This is a genomic window from Streptosporangium sp. NPDC023963, from assembly GCF_040639135.1.
Lineage (GTDB): Bacteria > Actinomycetota > Actinomycetes > Streptosporangiales > Streptosporangiaceae > Streptosporangium.
This window is the reverse complement of sequence record NZ_JBEZZK010000002.1, coordinates 1,072,058-1,091,396: the sequence shown is the minus strand read 5'-3', so window position 1 is coordinate 1,091,396 and position 19,339 is coordinate 1,072,058. Positions and strand designations below refer to the sequence as shown.

16 protein-coding genes are annotated in these 19,339 nt (G+C 70.9%); 4 read left to right on the top strand and 12 right to left on the bottom strand.

The annotated features are described in order from the left end of the window. Positions 1–104: 104 nt before the first annotated feature. Positions 105–1,511, bottom strand: a complete 1,407-nt coding sequence (locus AB0F88_RS10775) for an aminobutyraldehyde dehydrogenase (RefSeq protein WP_362680279.1) — start codon at positions 1,509–1,511, stop codon at positions 105–107. 34 nt (positions 1,512–1,545) lie between these two features. Beyond that, on the bottom strand, positions 1,546–2,817 hold the full coding sequence (locus AB0F88_RS10770) for a glycosyltransferase (protein WP_362680276.1): 1,272 nt from the start codon (positions 2,815–2,817) through the stop codon (positions 1,546–1,548). A gap of 126 nt (positions 2,818–2,943) precedes the next feature. On the opposite strand from AB0F88_RS10770, the gene AB0F88_RS10765 reads away from it, so the two are divergent. Continuing rightward, positions 2,944–3,552: a TetR family transcriptional regulator gene (locus AB0F88_RS10765; protein ID WP_362680273.1), complete on the top strand. Its 609-nt coding sequence runs from the start codon at positions 2,944–2,946 to the stop codon at positions 3,550–3,552. Here the strand turns inward: AB0F88_RS10765 and AB0F88_RS10760 are convergent. From AB0F88_RS10760 to AB0F88_RS10745, 4 genes are read right to left on the bottom strand one after another with little or no spacing between them, the layout of a single operon-like run. Beyond that, the gene (locus AB0F88_RS10760) at positions 3,546–4,571 is read right to left on the bottom strand and encodes an ABC transporter ATP-binding protein (RefSeq protein WP_362680270.1); all 1,026 of its coding nucleotides are present in this window, start codon (positions 4,569–4,571) and stop codon (positions 3,546–3,548) included. The two genes, AB0F88_RS10765 and AB0F88_RS10760, sit on opposite strands and share 7 nt — an antisense overlap. Continuing rightward, positions 4,571–5,344: an ABC transporter permease gene (locus AB0F88_RS10755; protein WP_362680267.1), complete on the bottom strand. Its 774-nt coding sequence runs from the start codon at positions 5,342–5,344 to the stop codon at positions 4,571–4,573. The genes AB0F88_RS10760 and AB0F88_RS10755 overlap by 1 nt, the downstream gene beginning before the upstream one ends. Then, positions 5,337–6,221 (bottom strand): ABC transporter permease, encoded by an 885-nt coding sequence (locus AB0F88_RS10750; RefSeq protein ID WP_362680264.1) that lies wholly within the window; start codon positions 6,219–6,221, stop codon positions 5,337–5,339. Before AB0F88_RS10750 ends, AB0F88_RS10755 begins: the two co-directional genes overlap by 8 nt. Continuing rightward, positions 6,221–7,345 (bottom strand): spermidine/putrescine ABC transporter substrate-binding protein, encoded by a 1,125-nt coding sequence (locus AB0F88_RS10745; protein WP_362680261.1) that lies wholly within the window; start codon positions 7,343–7,345, stop codon positions 6,221–6,223. The genes AB0F88_RS10750 and AB0F88_RS10745 overlap by 1 nt, the downstream gene beginning before the upstream one ends. Positions 7,346–7,658: 313 nt before the next feature. Here AB0F88_RS10745 and AB0F88_RS10740 point away from each other — a divergent pair, with 313 nt between their 5' ends. Beyond that, entirely contained in the window at positions 7,659–8,642 is a 984-nt protein-coding gene (locus AB0F88_RS10740) for a hypothetical protein (RefSeq protein WP_362680258.1), read from the top strand. 85 nt (positions 8,643–8,727) lie between these two features. Continuing rightward, positions 8,728–9,732, top strand: coding sequence for an SIS domain-containing protein (locus AB0F88_RS10735; protein WP_362680255.1), 1,005 nt, complete (start codon positions 8,728–8,730; stop codon positions 9,730–9,732). Between the two features lie 105 nt (positions 9,733–9,837). Here AB0F88_RS10735 and AB0F88_RS10730 read toward each other — a convergent pair whose 3' ends face one another. Beyond that, positions 9,838–10,437, bottom strand: a complete 600-nt coding sequence (locus tag AB0F88_RS10730) for a DUF742 domain-containing protein (protein ID WP_362680252.1) — start codon at positions 10,435–10,437, stop codon at positions 9,838–9,840. 1 nt (position 10,438) lies between these two features. Next, positions 10,439–13,423 carry a nitrate- and nitrite sensing domain-containing protein gene (locus AB0F88_RS10725; protein WP_362680250.1) on the bottom strand — a complete coding sequence of 995 codons (2,985 nt, stop codon included), beginning with the start codon at positions 13,421–13,423 and terminating at the stop codon, positions 10,439–10,441. A 390-nt stretch (positions 13,424–13,813) separates the two neighbouring features. Between AB0F88_RS10725 and AB0F88_RS10720 the strand changes: the two genes are divergently transcribed. Beyond that, entirely contained in the window at positions 13,814–14,851 is a 1,038-nt protein-coding gene (locus tag AB0F88_RS10720; RefSeq protein WP_362680247.1) for an ABC transporter substrate-binding protein, read from the top strand. Between the two features lie 115 nt (positions 14,852–14,966). Here the strand turns inward: AB0F88_RS10720 and AB0F88_RS10715 are convergent, their stop codons facing one another. The 4 genes from AB0F88_RS10715 to AB0F88_RS10700 are packed head-to-tail and all read right to left on the bottom strand — an operon-like array spanning position 14,967 to position 19,292. Continuing rightward, positions 14,967–15,554 carry an ATP/GTP-binding protein gene (locus tag AB0F88_RS10715; protein ID WP_362680244.1) on the bottom strand — a complete coding sequence of 196 codons (588 nt, stop codon included), beginning with the start codon at positions 15,552–15,554 and terminating at the stop codon, positions 14,967–14,969. After that, positions 15,535–15,897 (bottom strand): DUF742 domain-containing protein, encoded by a 363-nt coding sequence (locus tag AB0F88_RS10710; RefSeq protein WP_362680241.1) that lies wholly within the window; start codon positions 15,895–15,897, stop codon positions 15,535–15,537. The genes AB0F88_RS10715 and AB0F88_RS10710 overlap by 20 nt, the downstream gene beginning before the upstream one ends. A 39-nt stretch (positions 15,898–15,936) precedes the next feature. Beyond that, positions 15,937–16,350, bottom strand: coding sequence for a roadblock/LC7 domain-containing protein (locus AB0F88_RS10705; protein WP_362680631.1), 414 nt, complete (start codon positions 16,348–16,350; stop codon positions 15,937–15,939). A 5-nt stretch (positions 16,351–16,355) separates the two neighbouring features. Continuing rightward, positions 16,356–19,292, bottom strand: coding sequence for a nitrate- and nitrite sensing domain-containing protein (locus AB0F88_RS10700; RefSeq protein WP_362680238.1), 2,937 nt, complete (start codon positions 19,290–19,292; stop codon positions 16,356–16,358). Positions 19,293–19,339 lie beyond the last annotated feature (47 nt).

Here is a 19,339-nt window from a genome sequence, read left to right as displayed (position 1 = left end):
GGATTTGGAAGCGGCGGAAGCAATTTGAGCACATCCTTTATGTCACTTCGAATGGAGTAAGTGCCGACATATCCCCTTAAAAGGGACATACGGCATCAAAGTTTTCAGGCGGGCCGGAAGGAATCCTTCACCTCCGGAGCCTGGTGCTTGATCATCAGATGGCGGGTCACAGAGTATTCCTGAACCGCCTCCTGACTCATGTCCTTGCCGAAGCCACTTCCCTTGACCCCGCCGTGCGGCGCCTCGGACGCGATGGGCAGATGGTCGTTCACCCAGGTCACGCCCACGTCGAGCCGATGCGAGACGCGCAGTGCCCGCGCCACGTCCCTGGACCAGACCGAGGAGGCCAGCCCGTAGGGGGTGTCGTTGGCCAGCCGTACCGCCTCGTCCTCACCGTCGAAGGGCAGTGCCACAAGGACCGGACCGAAAAGCTCACCCTGAACGATCTCACTGTTCTGCGCGGCGCCGGAAACCAGGGTGGGCGGATAGTAGAACCCGGGCCCCTCGAGGGGGACGCCGCCGTGCAGCACGGAGGCGCCCGCGGCGACGGAGCGCTCGACGAAGCCGTGCACCCGGTCGCGGTGCCCGGCGGAGATCAGCGGGCCGATGTCGGTGGCCGGGTCCCAGGGGTCGCCCACCGTGATCTGGGCCAGCGTCGCGTGGAGCGCCTCGACGGCCTCGTCGTACACGTCGCGGGAGATGTAGACGCGGGTCGCGGCCGTGCAGTCCTGACCGGTGTTGTAGGTGGCGCCCATCGCGACGCCCCTCGCCATCTCCGACAGGTCCGCGTCGCCGAAGACCAGCGCCGGGGCCTTGCCGCCGAGTTCCAGGTGGACCCGCTTCAGGGAGCCGGTGGCACCGCGCATGACGGCGCGGCCGGTCGCGGTGGAGCCCGTGACGCTCACCATGTCGACGCCCGGGTCGGCGACGAGGGCCTCCCCCACCTCGGCGTCGCCCAGGACGACCTGGAGCAGGCCGTCGGGCGCGCCGGCGCGGGCGAACAGCTCCGCCATCCTGAGCGTGGTGCCCGGCGTCTGCGGGGCGGGCTTGATGACCACCGCGTTCCCCGCCGCCAGCGCGGGGCCGATCTTCCACACCGCCATGACCAGAGGGAAGTTCCAGGGGGCGATCGATCCCACGACCCCGACCGGGCGGCGCACCAGCACCGAGGTGTAGCCGGAGCTGAGCACCCCCGCGCCGGTGCCGTCCAGCGAGCGGGCCGCGCCGGCGAAGAAGCGGAGGTTGTCGGCCGCGAACGGCAGCTCGCCGTCGCGGAAGACCGCGGCGGGCTTGCCGGTCTCGATGACCTCCAGCCGGGTGAGCTCCTCGGCGTCGCCCTCGACGAGGTCGGCGAAGCGCAGCAGCACCCTGGACCGTTCGGCCGGGGTCGCCGTGCTCCACTCCTCGAACGCCGCGCGGGCCCGCCGCACGGCGGCGGCCACCTCCTCGACCGGGGTGTCGGCCACCTCCCGCAGCAGGTCGCCGGTCGCCGGATTGATCAACTTGCCCATGGAACTTCCCTCGTCGTGGTGATGCGGGGAGCCGTCAGGCGCCGGCCCGCTCGATCAGGTCGGCCGCCCTGCGCAGGCCGTCCCGGCCGCGGATCTCCTCGCCCGCGGCGGCCAGGCGCTCGCGGAGCGCGGTGTCGCCCAGGAGCCGCTCCAGCGCGCCGGTCAGCTCCTCGTCGGAGAAGGCGTAGGTGGCCAGGCGCACGCCGTAGCCGAGCTCGTGGACGCGCTGCGCGTTGTCGTACTGGTCCCAGAACAGGGGCAGCAGGATCATCGGCTTGCCGAAGTGCAGCGCCTCGGTGGTGGTGTTGTTGCCGCCGTGCGTGATGACCAGGTCGACCATCGGAATGATCTTGGTCTGCGGCACGAACTCGGCGCCCCACATGTTGCCGGCCAGCTTGATCTCCTCGTGCAGCGGCCCCATGGAGACGATGAAGCGGTACGGGGTCGTGGCCAGCACGTCGATGACCCGCTGCATGAGGGCGACGTCCGCCGAGCCGAGCGAGCCCAGCGAGAAGTAGACCAGCGGCCCCTCCTGCCCGGCCAGCGACGCGGGGAGCTCGAAGCCGCCCTCCGTCTCGCGCACCGAGGAGTCCAGGCGGTGCCAGGAGTCGCCCAGCGGCCGGGCGTCGGTGTAGTCGGCGATCTCCGGGAAGACGTACAGGTTGAGGTCGCCCTCGTGGATGAAGTCCAGGTCCGGCAGCGGGCGGGCGCCCTGCTCGACGACCCACTCGTTGAAGGCGGTCCAGATCTCGCGGTGGGTGCGGTCGTACTCGGCGTTGAAGGCGCCCCACTCGGAGCGGTCGTCGGCGGGCAGCCCGGAGAAGACCGGCGCGACGCCCTCGCCGCGCACCTCCAGCGGGTTGCAGGACACGATCCGCACGAACGGCTTGCCCGCCGTCAGCAGCGCCGGGAAGGTGATGACGTTGTCCTCGACGATGACGTCCGGCTGGACGCGCTCGATAATCGCCTTCAGCTGAGGCTCGCAGTACTTGGCGCCGTCGATAAGCGCGTCCCAGATCGGCTTGGTGACCGTCTCCAGCTGTTCCAGGGTCGACTTCCGGTATTCGGGGGCGGTGTCCCTGATGAAGTCCTTCCAGAACTGCCCGGCGTCCTGCTCCTCCTCGGACGGCGGCGCGAGATCGACCAGGTCCTCCTCGAATCCGAGAGCCTCCAATTTCCCCTTCCAGGAGGCCTCAGCTGCGAAAACGACTCGATGTCCGCGCTTACGAAGAATGTCACCGATGCCGATGCAGTTGTTCGTCGGCCCGTAGGCACTCTCCGGCATGAACAGGATCGTGAGAGACATCACGCCTCCTTGCGTCTAGGGGGTTGCGGCTTTTGAAGAATGATTCAATTCTCGGCTGGTAAAAACGCCGGGAAACGGTCACTATGGACCCCGGCACAGAGCGTGGTTTTCAACGAGCGGGGGAATATGACGCGCAAGGGACGGGCGGACCGGCGCCTGGATCTCATCGCGGCCGCACACCGGGCGATCGTCCGGCACGGCACCGAGGGGGTGCATCTCAACCACGTCGCCGAGGAGGCCGGTCTCACCTCCGGGGCGGTCCTCTACCACTACCCGCGCCTCAGCGAGTTGCTGGTCGACGCCCACCACGCCGGGATGGAGCGCTTCTACGAGCAGAGGCTCAAGCGGATCAGCGGCATGCGCGACCCCGCGGAGAAGCTCGTCGTGACCATCCGCTCGGGGCTGCCGCACGGCCCGGACGACCCGGACGTCCGGCTGCTCAACGAGCTCGGCGGCGCCGCGGCCCGCAACAGGATGTACGCGCTCCTGCTGACCACGCTCTACGACCGCCAGGTCGCGCTCTACCAGAGCATCCTCGACACCGGGGCCGCCCTGGAGACCTTCAGGCTGTCCGGCGACTCGCTGCCCATCGCCCGCAACCTCGTCGCGCTCGAGGACGCGTACGGCTACCGCATAACGGCCCGCCACCCGGTGATCGGCGCGCAGGAGGCGGCGGAGCTCATCCTCGACTACGCCAGGACCGCGACGAACAACCCGCTCAAGTCTTCTCATTGAGGGATCAGCACTCCGTCCCCGTCCGCCCAGCCGAGCGCGACGGGGGAACCGGCACGCACCTGCGTGGCCCCGGGGGTGGCCACCAGGACGGGCGTGGGGCGCCCGCTCACCTGGACCGACACGTGCGAGACGCCGCCGAAGAAGCTCACGTCGACGACCTCGCCGCGCAGTACCCCCTCGGTCCCGAGCTTGAGCCGCTCCGGCCGTACGGCGAGCAGCGCGGGCGTGCCGTCGGGCAGGTTCGAGACGCCGGGAAGCACGCCGAGCCCGTCGCTGGCCAGGCCGACCGAGCAGGCCCTGCCGGGGAAGATGTTGTTGGCCCCCACGAAGTCGGCGACGAACGGGGTGCGCGGGCGCTCGTACAGCTCCACCGGGGCGTCGACCTGCTCGACCGAGCCCGCGTTGAAGACCGCGATCCTGTCGGCGAGCGACATGGCCTCCTCCTGGTCGTGGGTGACCACGACGAAGGTGATGCCGACCTCGTTCTGCAGCCGCTTGAGCTCCAGCTGCATCTCCGCGCGCACCTTCTTGTCCAGCGCGGACAGCGGCTCGTCGAGCAGCAGCAGGCGCGGCCGCTTCACGATCGCGCGGGCCAGCGCGACCCGCTGCCGCTGGCCGCCGGAGAGCTGCTGCGGCTTGCGCCCGGCCATGGTGTCCAGCCCGACCTTCTCCAGCACCTCGCCGACCCGGCGGCGGACCTCCGCCCGGCCCAGCCCCTCCCGCTCCAGGCCGTACGCGACGTTCTTCGCCACGGTCATGTGCGGGAACAGGGCGTACGACTGGAACATCAGGTTGACCGGGCGGCGGTGGGCCGCCTGGCCGAGCAGGTCCTCGCCGTCGAGCGTGACGGAGCCCTCGTCGGGGGACTCGAAGCCCGCCAGGATCCGCAGGAGCGTCGTCTTGCCACAGCCGCTGGGGCCGAGCAGCGCGAAGAACTCGCCCTGCCGGATCTCCAGGGAGACGTCCGACAGCGCCGTGACGTCGCCGAACCGGCGGCTGACACCTGTGATCTTCAGCATTAGGACAGCGACTCCGTCAGTCGGGTCATCCGCTGGGTCACGATCACCGCGGTGAAGCTCACCAGCAGCAGCAGCGTGGCCAGCGCGTTGATCTCGGGGGTGACCCCGAAGCGGACCATTGAGTAGATGACGATGGGCAGGGTCGGCGTGGTGGGCGCGGCCGTGAAGTACGCGATGACGAACTCGTCGATCGAGAGGGTGAACGCCAGCAGCGCGCCCGCCGTGATGCCCGGCGCCAGCTGCGGCAGCGTGACCCGCAGGAACGTGGTGAAGGGCGTCGCGCCCAGGTCCCTGGACGCCTCCTCCAGGGAGGTGTCGGCTCCGGCGAGCCGGGTGCGGACCACCGCGGTCACGAACGCCATGCCGAACACCGTGTGGGCCAGCAGCACCGAGTGCAGGCCGAGGGTCGCCTTGACGGTGGCGTAGAACACCAGCAGCCCGATGGCGAGCACCAGGTCGGGCAGGACCGCGGGCAGCACGCCCAGCGCGTCGAGCGCCCGCGACCTGGTGTGCCGGGCCAGGCCCACCGCCAGCAGGGTGCCGAGCACCGTGGCCAGCACGGTGGAGCCCGCGGCCACGACGAGGGTGTTGACCAGCCCCTCGCGGATCTTGGCGTTCTGCGCGAGGACGCCGTACCAGTCCAGGCTGAAGCCCTCGTAGACGTAGGGGGACTCGCCGGCGTTGAACGACATCACGACGAGCACGACGATCGGCGTGTAGAGGAAGACGTAGGCCGCCCAGAAGGGGACGTACAGCAGGCGTGATCTACGCACGTCGGGCACTCCAGGCCTGCAGGAGCAGCAGGACGATCAGCACGGCGATCAGCGCCAGCGCGAGGGTGGATCCGAACGGCCAGTCGCGCGCCTTGAGGAACTGGTCCCTGATCAGGTTGCCGACCATGACGGAACGGCCGCCGCCGAGCAGTTCGGGGATGATGAAGTTGCCGAAGCTCGGCACGAAGACGAACAGGCAGCCGGTGAACACGCCCGGCAGGGTGAGCGGCAGCGTCACCGACGCGAACGTGCGGACCGGTGAGGCGCCGAGGTTGGCCGAGGCCTCGCGCAGCTGCGGGTCGAGCTTCTCGATCGCCGCGTACAGCGGCAGGACCATCAGCGGCAGGTACGAGTAGACCAGGCCGGTGACGATGGTGCCCTGGTTGTAGAGCAGCTCCAGCGGCTTGTCGATCAGCCCCAGGTCCATCAGGGTGCTGTTGACCAGGCCGGGACCGCTCAGCAGGATGATCCAGGCGTAGATGCGGACCAGGAAGTTGGTCCAGAACGGCAGCACGATCGCCACCAGGGCGATCGTCTTCCACTTCCGCGGGAGCCGGGCGATCAGATAGGCCGTCGGGTAGCCGACCAGCAGGGCGATCAGCGTGGCGATCGTGGCCAGCTTCAGCGAGCCGAGCACGACGTCCAGATAGAGCGGGTCGAGCAACCGGGCGAAGTTCTTGCCGGTGACCTCGTAGACCACCCCGCCGAACCGGCCCCTGCGGAAGATCGTGAAGCTGAGGAGCAGGGCCAGCGGTACCAGCAGGAGGACGAGCAGGTACGTCAGGCCGGGCCCCAGGAAGACGAGCCTTCCCAGGGCACGCGACCGGCGCGCCCGCGATCTCGCGGACGCGCCGGAAACGGTGGTGGAACGTGTCACTATTTCGCCGATACCTCGGACGCGAGCTGGCCGAACTTGACCGAGTCCTCGCCCAGGTCGATGATCGACTCGCCCTTGAGCAGGTCGGACGGCGTCATCTGCAGCGGGGCGTTGTCAGCCTTGAGCTTGGGGTCCATCGCGTCCATCGCGGCCTTGTTCGGGACCTTGTAGAGGATGTTCTCCGCGGCCCAGCCGTGGACCTTCGGGTCCAGGATGTAGTTGATGAAGGCGTGCCCCGCCTCCTTGTTCTTGGAGGACTTCAGCACGACCATGGTGTCCACCCACAGGTCGCTGCCCTCCTTCGGGATCACGAACTTGATGTTCTTCTCGGTGGTCGGGCACCAGCCGTCCCACGCCTCGACCATCACGGCCTCGCCGGTCTTGAGCTTCTCGCCGAAGGTGGTGTCGTCGTAGCTGAGCAGCTTCGGCTTGGCCTCCAGGAGCTTCTCCTTGACCTTGGCGATCTCCTCGTCGCTCCTGGTGTTGACCGAGTAGCCGAGCGCCTTGATGGCGGGGAGGGCGAGCCAGCGCTCGGTGGTCATCATGGTGACCTTCTTGAGCGCCTCGGCCGGCGGGTTGAGAATATCGTTCCAACTCGTCGGCGGCGTCTTCACCAGGTCCGTGCGGTAGCAGATGCCCGTGGTGCCCCAGGTGTAGGGGACCGAGAAGACGTTGCCCTTGTCGTAGGACAGCTCCTTGGCCTCGGGGTAGAGGTTCGCGAGGTTGGGGATCAGCTCGGGGTGCAGCGGCTCCAGCAGCCCGGCCTCGTTGAGGGCCTGGGCGTACTGGCCGGAGACGAAGGCCACGTCGAGGCCGGTGTCGGCACCGCTGGTGAGCTTCGCCATGATGTCCTCGTTGGTGGCGTGCTCCGTCACCTTGAGGGTGGTCTTGAGGTTGTCCTTGACCCGCTGGGGCAGGTCCTCGGGCGTGTAGCCGGCCCAGACGGAGATCGTGACGCTCTGCTTGGAAAGGTCGGCGTTGGGGTTGAGCTGCGCCGACGAGGCGCTGGCGGCGGGCGCGGCGGCGGTGTCCGCGGCCTCACCGCCACAGGCCGAGACTGCGAGCGCGAGACCGGCGACCAGGGCGGCGGCCGGAAGACGACGGGTGTACCGAGTGCGGGACACGGCCGCTACTCCTTCAGAATTCAGTGTAATTGGGGTAGACCGGCCGTTAGGGACACGGCAGACCAAAGCAGGAGTGTTGCAGTCAACATTAACTTGAGCAAGACTTCCCCCGACATCACCCCTGGAAAGTTTGGTCCGTTTGTTAAATCCTGCTTCAATCTGGGACCGGCTCGACACGGTTCCCCAGGCCGGCGACGGGCGGACCAGTGAGCTCATCGCGGCTCTGACCTGCGATGTCCCGGCTCCATTCGACGTCCGCCGATTCCATCCGCTCCCCGAGCCGATCACTACTCTTTTCTCAATCGACACTCAATTGTCATCGACCGGCGAGGGCGTCCGAGGCGCCGAACGGGGGGTCGGGGTCGACCAGACCAACCACTCGGTGGTCGTCGGCGAGCGGGTCGTCGTGAAATGGCTCACCCCGCCCGCGCCGCTCCCGGCGCCCGCGCCCGACGTGTTCGCGCACCTGACGTCGGTCGGCTTCACCGCGACCGCCACGCCGTACGCGTCCGTCTCCCGGCGCGCCGGCGACGGCTCCGAGCTGCTGCTCGCCCTCGTCACCGCGTATCTGCCCGGCGCCGCGGACGGCTGGGAGTGGTGCGTGGACGAGGCCGTCTCCGGCGGCACCTCCTTCGCCGCCGGCCTGGGTGTCCTCGCCGCCGACCTGCACGCGGCGATGGCGACCCCGTCCGAGACCTTCCCCGACCCCGTGACGCACGCGGACGCCGTACGGGCGGGAGAGAGCCCGTGGTCGCTTCGGGCGGGCGAGGCGCTGGAGGAGGCGCTGGCGCTGACCGGCGGCGAGGACGGCGACTGGCTCGCGGAGCGCGCCGGCGCGCTCCGCGCCGAGCTGGCCCCCCTCGCCTCCGTGGGGGCCACCCCGCTGATCCGCATCCACGGTGACCTGCACGTCGGCCAGATCCTCCGCTGGCGGGACGGCTACGCGGTGATCGACTTCGACGGCAACCCGACCGTCGCGGGCGCCGACCCCTTCCAGCCCGCGGCCCGCGACCTCGCCCAGCTCACCACGAGCCTCGAACACGTCGGCCAGGTCGCGATCAGGCGCCGCGGCGCGGACCCCGAGGTGATCGCCGGCTGGTCCGCCACGGCCCGCGCCACCCTGGAGCCGGCCTACCTCGGGCGGCTGGCCGAACGGGGCCACGCCGCGCTCCTGGACCGTTCCCTGCTGCGCCCGTTCGAGATCGAGCAGGAGTGCCGCGAGCTCGTCTACGCGGCCAGGCACCTGCCCCGCTGGCGTTACGCCCCGATGGGCGTGCTGCGGTCCCGGTACCGATGAACCCGACGGACCCGACACCGACGAACCCATCGACACCGATGAACCCGACGGACCCGACACCGACGAACCCGACGAAGGAGAGACCGTGATCCCCGAGCTGTACCTCGCCGATCTGGAGGCCAAGCCCGCCGCGCTGGCCGCCCTGGCCGACGCCCTGGAGGCGGGCGACCCCTTCGCGGGGATCCCCTCGGGGATCCGGCGGGTGCTCCTCCTCGGCATGGGCAGCTCCCGCTACGCCGCCCGGGTGGCCGCGCTGCGCCTGCGGGCCGCGGGGGTGGACGCGGTGGCCGAGTACGCCTCCGCCGCCCTGTCCTACCCGCCGAGCCCGGACACCCTGGTGGTCGCCATCTCCGCCACCGGCGGCAGCCGGGAGACCCTGGACGCGGTGGCCCGCCACCGGGGCCGGTCCTTCGTCCTGGCGCTGACCAACAACCCGGACTCGGCCGTCACCGAGGGCGCCGACCTGGTGGTCCCGATGGTGGCGGGCGAGGAGCGCGGCGGCGTCTCCTGCCGGACCTTCCAGCACACCCTCGCCCTGCTCCTGGCACTCGGCGGTCATCTGACCGTCCCCGGCTGGGGCGGGCGGGTCCCGGCCGGGGACGAACCCGGCGGTTTCGGCCGGGACATGCCCGAGCTGCTCCGCCGCACGGCCGAGGCCACCGCCGACCTGCTCGACCGCCGCGACGAGTGGCTGGAGGAGGCGGCGGCGCTGCTCGACGGCCCGCACGGCGTCTACACGATCGCTCCCGCCGAGCACCTGTCCTCGGCCGAGCAGTCGGCGCTGATGTTCCGGGAGGGCCCGCGCAGAGCGGCCGACGCGTGCGAGACCGGCGACTGGGCCCACGTGGACGTCTACCTCACCAAGACCCTCGACTACCGCGCCATCCTCTTCCCCGGCTCCCGCTACGACGAGCAGGCCATGGACTGGATCGGGCAGCGCGGCTCCACCGTCCTGGCCGTCGGCGGTGAGCTTCCCGGCGCCAGGGCCTCCGTCCGCTACCGCCACGACGACGACCCCGACGTGGCGCTGCTGACCGAGACCCTGGTGGCCGAGCTCGTCGCCGCCCGCTGGTGGCTCGCGGGAAACTGACGCGGGCTCCCACCTCCCTCGCGCGAGACCGGCGCGGGCTCCCCCGCCCCCTCTCGCGCGAAACCGGCGCGGTCGCCCCTGCTCCGAGGCAGCCCTGGCGGGACCTCAGCCCCTGAGGTGGTTGAGGACGCGTTCGAGCAGGTCGGGCCCGGGACCCGCCGCGGTGACCCGGGGATGGTGGATCCGCACCAGGCCCTCGGACTCCATGTCGGAGACCAGGACGCGGGTGACGCCGAGGGGGACACCCAGGAGAGCGGATATCTCCGCGATCGAGCGGATGCTGCGGCACAGATCGCTGATGAAGCGGTACTCCCGGATGTAGGACAGGCCGAGCGGGGTCGTGGTCGTGGTCGAGACCAGCGCCTCCATGGCGAGCTTCGAACTCGGCACGACCCGTCCCCCGGTCACGGCGTACATCCGGACCAGCGCGCTCTCCTCCTCGGCCGGCTCGTCATGCTCCGGCTCGTACCCGAGGCGCCCCTCCCGCCGGGTCCCGAACCCGGACGGCTCCTCCGGGGAGCCGTATCCCGGCGGCTCCGCCCCGGAACCGCGCGCGGGCGGCGCCGCGGGCCATCCGTGTCCCGCCGGCTCGGCCGGGAGGCCGTACCGGGGCGTGTCGTCCCACCGCTCGTCCCACCCCTCCTGCCGGGAGGAGGGGTGACCGTCGCGAAGCTCGCGCCCGTGGTCCCGGTTGCCGGCCCGCACGCTATTCCTCCCGCTTCGGAAGCTCGTTGCGGGCCTTGCGCACGCCCTCCTGGAAGCTCGCCATGCGGCTGCGCACCCGCTCGGGCGAGAGGGCGGGCCTGTCCGTCGCCGGCGCCGGGGACGGTTCGGACCGCACGGGCGGCGTGACCGAGCCGGGGACCAGGTTGGCCCGGGGGGTGCGCCTGGGCAGGCCGGCCTCGGTCGTACCGCCGAGCACGGGAGCGCTCGCCGCCTGCGCGGCCTGCCAGCCGAGGTCACCGGGCGAGGTCCACGGCTCGGGCTCGGCCCGGGGCTCCTCGGAGGCGGGGTCACCGGAGTCCCCTGAAACGGAGCCCTCGGAGGCGGGGTCACCGGAATCCTCGGAAACGGAGCCCTCGGAGGCGGGGTCACCGGAGGAGGAGTCGTCCTCGGAAACGGGCCCGGAGGAGTCGCCGGAGGCGGCACCCGCCTCGGGGCGGGCCGTCCGCGCACCGGGATCGGGGGCAGGAGCGGCGGTCCTGAACCAGGCGGACTCGACCGCGGCGAAGATCGGCAGGAAGTCGTCCTCCCGCTCCGCCGAGGTCCCCGCACCGGACGGCGACCCGGTCTCGCCCTGCGCGGGAAGGCCGTCGAGGAAACCGGGCGAGCCGTCGAGCGGACCGGGAAGGCGGCCGAACGGGCCGCCGGGCGGCTGCGGGAAATCCCCGCGCTCCCCCTGCGGGCGGCTCCGCTCCGCGGGCGGGCTCCACACGCTCCGCGCGGTCGCCTCCGGCCTGACCCGCGAGGGCAGCGCCGGCCTCGCCGCGGGAGGTGCCTGCGTGGCCGTGGGCGCCGCGAGCAGGGGAACCCGCGGGACCGGGGCGGCCGGATCGTCCTCGTCGGCTTCCGGGGTGTGCGGGAACGGCGGAACGGGCGAGCCTCCCGCGTCACCGGGGAACGGGGAGCCGGCCGCCCCCGCGGGGAAGCCGACCACCCCGGCGGGAAGGCCGGTCGCACCGGCCGGCGTCACCGGGAAGGCTGCCGCGGGCTGCGGGTAGCCGGCCGGCCGTCCCGCGAGGGGCGGCAGGACGAGGAGCGACTCGGGAATCATGATCATCGCGGTCAGGCCGGTGTCCTGGGGACGGAGCTGGACGCGGACGCCGTGCTTGAGCGCGAGGCGGCTGACGACGAACAGGCCCATGTGGCGGGCGATCGAGGCGTCGGCGTCCTGCGGGTCGGCCAGGCGCCGGTTGACCTGGGAGAGCTCGTCGTGCGTCATGCCGATGCCCTGGTCGGTCACCGAGACCATCACGCCGCCGTCGTCGATCCGGCTGCTGGACACCGTGACCCTGGTGTCCGGCTGCGAGAACGAGACGGCGTTCTCGACCAGCTCGGCGAGCAGGTGGACCACGTCGCTCACCGCGGGGCCCGCGACGGCGACCTCCGACTGGACCCGGTTCGTCACCCGCTCGTAGTTCTCCACCTCCGACAGCGCGGCCCTGACCACGTCCATCAGCTCGACCGGCTGCCTCCAGCGCCGCGCCACCTCCTGCCCGGCCAGGACGAGCAGGTTCTCGCTGTTGCGGCGCATGCGGGTGGCGAGGTGGTCGAGCTTGAACAGGTCCGCCAGCCGCTGGTCGTCGCGCTCGCCGCGCTCCAGCCGCTCGACCAGGGTGAGCTGGCGCTCCACCAGGCTCTGGCTCCGCCGTGAGAGGTTGACGAACATCGCGTTCACGGTGGCGCGCAACCTGGCCTCGTCGCCCGCCAGCCGCACGGCCTCCCGGTGGACCTCGTCGAACGCCCTGGCGACCTCGCCGATCTCGTCGCGCGACACCACCCCGATCGGCGGCACGTCGGCGACGATCTCCCCTTCGCGCGACTCGCGGACCCGCTGGACGTACGCGGGCAGCCGCTCCCCCGCGACGTCCAGTGCCTCCCTGCGCAGCCGTCTCAGCGGCACGACCAGCGAGCGCGCCACCCCGACGGTGATCGCCAGCACGAGCGCGAGGAGGGCGGCGACGGCCGCGGCGACCATCAGGGCGCGGCTCTGCTCGGCGTCGCCGAGCCGCTGGCTGCGCGCGACGATGTCCCGGGCGTGCCGCTCCTCGGCCTCGCGCATGTGGCCGATGGTGACGGTGGCCGCGTCGTACCACTCCTTGGCGTCGTCCTTCCGTTCCAGGGTCAGGCCCCTGAGCGGGACGCCGGAGGCCGCGCGGAGCAGGACCAGCTCGCGCAGGAGTTCGGCGCGTTCGGCGGTGCGGCCGTTGACGGTCTCGTCGAAGAGCCGGCGGTCCCGGCTTCCGGCCTCGGCGGCGAAGGTCCTGCGCTCGCTGCGCTCGGTGGAGAGCGCGCCGAGGAACTGCTCCATCTGCCCCTGCTCGAACCGGCCCGCCACGAGCACCACTGTCAGCAGCGCCCGCTGGAGGGAGATGGCCTCCTTGGCGCGGGCGAGCGCGTCCAGGGTGATCGCCTGGCCGAACAGGACGTCGTCGGCGCCGCCCTTGCCGAGCTCGTCGTACAGGGAGAGCAGGTCGGCGATGAGCAGGGAGTAGGCGGCGATGGCCGCGTCGGGCAGCAGCGTCGACCTCAGGGCCTGCTCGCGCAGCGGGAAGAGGTCGTCCAGACGGCCGATCGCGCTCTCGACCTCGTCCCTGGTACGGCCGCTCACCTCCTCGCCGAGCAGGGAGCCGCTCTCGCGGACGCGCATCGCGGAGCCGTCGACCAGGTCCATCTGGGCCCGCACGTTCCTCACGCCGTTCTCCGGGCGGCCCAGGGCGATGAACCAGGCGGTCTGGTCGCGTTCCTCGGCCAGTTCGTGGGTGAGCGTGCCGATGTGGGCGGAGAGCCGGGCGAGGTCGTTGACCCGCTGGTAGTCGCCCGCGGCGCGCATCGAGGCGAACATCTGGACACCGCCGAGCAGCACCGCGGCGATCGTGGGAACCAGGACGAGCGCGACAAGGCGCCGGCGTACCCGCCAGTTCCGCGGGCGCAGGCGGCTGCCCGCGTCGTGGATCTCGTGTGGACTCACCGAACGCTGCCCTCTCGGTGGATGAACCTCTGGCCGAATTTCCCATGGTCCCCGGCAATTCGAGCACATATCAACCCGTGGGGCCAAGCGAACGCAGCTCGGTAAATGCGGTATCCCCGGCAGGACAGGGACCGGACCCGGGGCTCCGCCTACGACTGGAACCCCGTTTTCGGTCCTCCGGATACCCTTATTGGGCATTTAGCGACCTATATGACCGTTTGCATCGTTCCATCCTGCGGTCGCGGGAACCCGCGACGAGAGCGCCCCGGCCGCCGGGGGATCACGAAATTGTGATTCGCCATATTTACGCCATATCTTGACTCCCTACATCCGTAGCCCGCACCGCACCCCCGGCCCGCCGAATCCGGGCGGCGAGCCCTGGAGGAGACCGTGGCCACATCCGGCGACGTCGCGAGCCAGGTTCGCGGCTCCCGCCCGACCGCCCGCGCCCTGCCCCTCCCCCGGCCGCCCCTCCCCCGCCGTCTCCTGGCGCTCGGCGCGGCCACCGCGTTGTTCGTCTCCCTCGCCGCGTGCACCGGCCAGGACGCGCCGGAGGCGGCCGCACCGGCTCCCCCGGCCTCCGGCGGGACCGTGAGGATCGCCCTCAGCGAGTGGGCGGGCTACGAGGCCGGCGCCGCCGTCATCGGCCGCCTGCTCACCCAGGAGCTCGGCTACCAGGTGCAGACGGTGAAACTCACCCCGCCCGAGTCCTGGGAGGGCCTTGAGAAGGGCACGGTGGACGTGATCGTGGAGAACTGGGGGCGGGAGGCGCTGAAGCGGACCTACATCGAGGAGAAGAAGGTCGCGGTCTCCGCGGGAAGGATCGGCACCAGGGGGGTCATCGGCTGGTACGTCCCCCAGTGGATGGTGGACGAGTATCCCGGGATCACCGACTGGCAGCGGCTCAACAGGTACGCCCACCTCTTCAAAACGGATAAATCCGGCAATTTAGGCCAGCTTCTCGACGGGGACCCCTCGTACGTCACCAACGACGAGGCCCTGGTCCGCAACCTCGGCCTCAACTACCGGGTCGTCTACGCGGGCAGCGAGAAAGCGCTGATCGACGCCGCGAAACGGGCGACCCGCGACCGGACCCCGCTGCTGATGTACTTCTACGAACCGCAGTGGCTCTTCACCCAGATCAAGCTGGCGAAGGTCGACCTCCCGCCGTACGCGATCGGCTGCGACGCCGACCCCGCCAAGGTGCGGTGCGACTACCCGCCCTACCTGCTCGACAAGATCGTGAGCAGGCGGTTCGCCGACACCGGGGGCAGGGCCTACGAGCTGGTGCGGAACTTCTCCTGGACGAACGAGCAGCAGAACGCGGTGGCGAACGACATGGCGGGCAACGGCCTCGACCCCGCCACGGCCGCCCAGAAGTGGATCGACGCGAACAGGATCACCTGGAAGGAGTGGATCCCGGACTGACGGGTCCCCCTGCGCGAGCCGGACACCGGACCGCGTCCCGCTCCGAGGACGGCCCGAAACCCCGTCCGGGGACGGTCCGCGGAGCGCGGGCCCGTCCCCGGACGGAAAAGCGTCACTACACCGACGTACCGTAGGCCGTGCGGACCCGCAGCACGTGCTCGACCAGGGTGATCAGCGTGCTCTTCACCGAGTCGCGGGAGCGGGCGTCGGTCCGCACCACGGGGACGTGCGGGGCCAGCGTCAGAGCCTCGCGCACCTCCTCCTCGTTGTGCGGGAACTCGCCGTTCCAGCCGTTGACACCCACCACGAAGGGGAGCTTGGCCTCCTCGAAGTAGTCGATCGCCGGGAAGCCGTCGGCCAGCCGCCGGGTGTCGATCAGGACCACCGCGCCGATCGCGCCGCGCACCAGGTCGTCCCACATGAACCAGAACCGGTGCTGACCCGGCGTACCGAACAGGTACAGGATCAGGTCACGGTCCAGCGAGAGGCGGCCGAAGTCCATCGCGACCGTGGTGGTGGTCTTGTGAGGAGTCAGCCCCAGGTCGTCGATCCCGGCGCTGGCGTCGGTCATCACCGCCTCCGTGGTCAGCGGCACGATCTCCGACACCGCCCCCACGAACGTGGTCTTGCCGACGCCGAACCCGCCCGCGACAACGATCTTCGTTGACGTCAGGCCACCCTGGCTAGAGCCTGCGAAGTCCACTGAGAACCCTTTCGAGCATGTTGAGGTCCGGTTGTCCCTCGTTGAGGTGCGGCTGGTGGATGCGGACCAAGCCCTCGTCGACCATATCCGCCACCAGCACGCGGGCCACGCCGAGCGGCACCTTCAGCAGAGCCGAGATCTCGGCGACCGACCGGTACGAACGGCAGAGCCTGATGATCGCATCCTGCTCGGGGGTGAGCAGAGCCAGGTCCTCCTCCATGATGAAGGAGGAGGAGACCAGCGCCTCCATCGCCATGTGGAAGCGCGGCTCCGACCTGCCGCCGGTGACGGCGTACGGACGGAACAGGGGCTCGTCGTCCCCGGTTCCGTCAATCCCGAGCACGAGCCTCTCCCGTGAGGACACCGGGCGTGCGCGCGGTCACTACCGGCCCCGGGAGGACTGCAGCTCGGCGCGGAGCGCCGGGGTGAGCACCTGTCCGGCCCTGTCGACGAGCATGGTCATCTGGTACGCCACCAGCCCCATGTCACAGTCGGGAGAGGCCAGCACGGCGAGCACGGAGCCGTCGCTGATCGCCATGACCAGCAGCAGGCCGCGCTCCATCTCGACCACCGTCTGGGTGACGGCGCCTCCCTCGAACACGCGGGAGGCGCCCACCGTCAGGCTGAGCAGGCCCGCCGCGACGGCGGCGAGCTGGTCGGCCCGGTCGGGGGGGAACCCCTCGGAACTGGCGATCCTCAGCCCGTCGGCGGAGACGCACACCGCGTGCGCGACACCTGGCGTGCCGCGGACGAACTCGGTGATCAGCCAGTCGAACCTGCGTGCCTCATGACTCAGGATCGTCACGAGCCCTCCTCCTTGTCCACCAGGCTCCTGGTGGTGGTATCGACTACTTCGGCACGGCCCCGCCGTACACCTTGCTGGAAGCTGGACAGACGGCTGCGCACCCTGTCCGGTGACATGGGCGGCATGGGGCTGGACGGCACGGCTGCGGCCGTACCGGGTACGAGATTCGCCTTGGGGGTGCGCTTGGGCAGGCCCGCGGCGGTCACCCCGCCGAGCGCGGGCTCACTCGCCGCCTGGGCGGCCCGCCACCCGGCGTCGGCGGGGGTGTTCCAACTGTCCGGCTCGGCCGCCACCGCTTCCACCCGCTCTCTTGCCGGCGGTGTGTCGCGAACCGTCTCGCGCACCGGCATGCCGGTCGGGGGCGTCGGCTCCTCCCCCCACGCCGGCGCGTCATAGGGCTCGCCCTCCGCTCCGGGAGACGCCTCCCGTCCCGGGGATCCCCCCGCGACCGGGTGCTCTCCCGACTCCTCCGCCCGGCGGAACCAGGCCGACTCGATCGAGGCGAAGATGGGCAGGTACTCCTCCTGCTCGACCTCGAGCGGGGAGACGCCCACCGCGGGCATCGCCCCCACCGCCGTGTCCTCGTACGAGGACTGGCTCCAGGCGGAGAAGTCGGAGACGGGAGCGCCGTTGCCGTTGCCGTTGCCGTTGCCGTTGACCTGTCGCTTGGGCAGCGGCGGGCCGCTCCTGGCCGGGCCGTCGGGCGGACCGGAGGGGACCCCCGGGGCCGGGGGGGCACCGAACGGCGGAGCGGAGCCGAACGAGGGCACGTCCACGGACGCCTGCCCGAACGCCTCCTGACCGAAAGCCTCCTGACCGAAAGCCTCCTGTCCGAACGAGGTCTGCCCGTACGAGGCCTGCCCGAAGGGATTCGACCCGAACGGGGACTGTCCCTGCTCGAACGAGGGGTGGGTGTGTCCGAACCCGGGCTGGGGCTGCCCGTACGAGGGCTGCCGGACGGGCGGGCGACCCGCCGGCGTCTGGGCGAAGAGGTCCTGCGAGGGAGCCTGCTCGGTCCCCCAGGAGGGGGTCTGGACCGGCTGGACCGCCTGGACGACGAGCTCCGGCGGGAACAGGACCATGGCGACGAGACCGCCGCCCTCCTGCGGGCGCAGCTGGACCCGGATGCCGTGGCGCAGCGCCAGGCGGCCGACCACGAACAGGCCCATGCGCCGTGACACCGAGACGTCGACGACGGGCGGGTCCGCCAGCCGGCGGTTCGTCTCGACGAGTTCGTCGTGGGTCATGCCGATGCCCGGGTCGCTCACCGCGAGCAGCGCGCCGCCGCCCTCGATCACGCTGCTGGAGACCACGACCTGGCTGGCCCGGGGGGAGAACTGCAGGGCGTTCTCCACCAGCTCGGCGACCAGGTGCACGATGTCGTTGGCGGCGCTGCCCGCCACCGAGATGGTGCGGTGCACCTTGACCTGGACCCGCTCGTAGTCCTCGACCTCCGACAGGGAGGCGCGGACGACGTCGACGAGCTTGGCCGGCTGGCTCCGCCTGCGGGTCGGCTCGTGACCGGCGAGGACCAGGAGGTTCTCGGAGTTGCGGCGCATGCGGGTGGCCAGGTGGTCGAGCCTGAACAGGTCGGCCAGGCGGCTGCCGTCCTCCTCGCCCTTCTCCAGGCCGTCGATCAGCGAGATCTGCCGCTCGACCAGGGTCTGCGTGCGCCGCGACAGGTTGACGAACATCGCGCTGATGTTGGAGCGGAGCTCGGACTCCTCGGAGGCCAGGCGCACGGCCTGCCGGTGGACCTCGTCGAAGGCCTTGGCGACCTCCCCGATCTCGTCGCTGGTGTCGACCGAGATGGGATCGACGTCGGGGGTCCGGGTGTCGCCGGAGACCCGCAGGCGCCGCACGACCTCGGGAAGCCGGAAGCTCGCCACCTCCAGCGCCTCGGCGCGCAGGCGGCGCAGCGGCGTCACCATCGAGCGGGCGATGACGACCGTGAGGCCGAGCACCAGCAGGAGCAGGAGCAGGATGAGCCCGGCGGTGATGATCGCGTTGCGCTGCTCGGCGTCCTCCAGGTCCCTGGCCCGGGTGACCACGTCACCGGCGACCTGGGTCTCGACCTTCCGCATCCGGTCGAGGACCACGCTGTTGTCCGAGAACCACTGCTTGACCTCGTTGAAGTCGGACAGCAGCCGTCCGGTGCGCGCGGGGTTGCTGGCGAGAACGATCACCCTGGCCTTGATCAGCTCGGCCCGGTGGACCCGCTCGTCGATCAGGGCGGTGACGAGGAGCTGGGCGTTGTCCGGGCTCGCCTCGACGCCGAAGTCCGCCTCGTACTCGTCCATCCGGGAGCGGGAGGCGATGAACTTCTCGACCTCCTGCGGGTTGATCAGCGAGGGCGCGTAGTAGCCGGCCAGCAGCCGGGCGCGCTGCTTGGAGACCTCCTCCTTGGCGTACGCCAGGGCGCTGAGCGCGCGGGTGTTGCCGATGATCTCCGGGTCGTCGCTGACCAGCGTGAGCTCCTCGTGGAGCGTCAGCAGCGGGGCGATCATGGAACTGTACCGTTCCACACGGGCGATGCCCGGCAGGCGGCGCAGCTCGGGAAGGCCCTCCAGCTGGTAGGCCACGTTCCTCGCCGCCTCGACGACCCGGGCGCCGTAGGAGTCGTCGATCGCCTGGACTTCCAGCCGCACCTTCCTGGCCAGCGCGTCCACGGTCTTGCGCTGCGCGTCGGAGCTTTCCTTCAAGCCCTTGTTCGAAGGCTGGAACGACGACCACGCGCCCCGGTCACGTTCCAACCCGAGTGCCTGGGCCAGGTCGCGAAGACCGCCCGAGTACTCCGCCGCGGTGGCGGTCCGCTGGTACCCGGCCACGCTGTCCACGGAGGTCACCACGCGCGTGCCGGCGAGCACGACGCCCACCGCCGTCGGCACCAGGATCAGGGCCGTCAGACGCGAACGGACACGCCAGTTTTTCAAGCCGAACCGGGCGGCAGGCCGCTTGCCGCGGTCGGGTGCCGAAGCAC

Bases quoted from the DNA above. Each gene is read 5' to 3' on its own strand.
- AB0F88_RS10765 (WP_362680273.1), top strand. From the start codon at position 2,944: ATGACGCGCAAGGGACGGGCGGACCGGCGCCTGGATCTCATCGCGGCC.
- AB0F88_RS10770 (WP_362680276.1), bottom strand. From the start codon at position 2,817: ATGTCTCTCACGATCCTGTTCATGCCGGAGAGTGCCTACGGGCCGACG.
- AB0F88_RS10775 (WP_362680279.1), bottom strand. From the start codon at position 1,511: ATGGGCAAGTTGATCAATCCGGCGACCGGCGACCTGCTGCGGGAGGTG.
- AB0F88_RS10760 (WP_362680270.1), bottom strand. From the start codon at position 4,571: ATGCTGAAGATCACAGGTGTCAGCCGCCGGTTCGGCGACGTCACGGCG.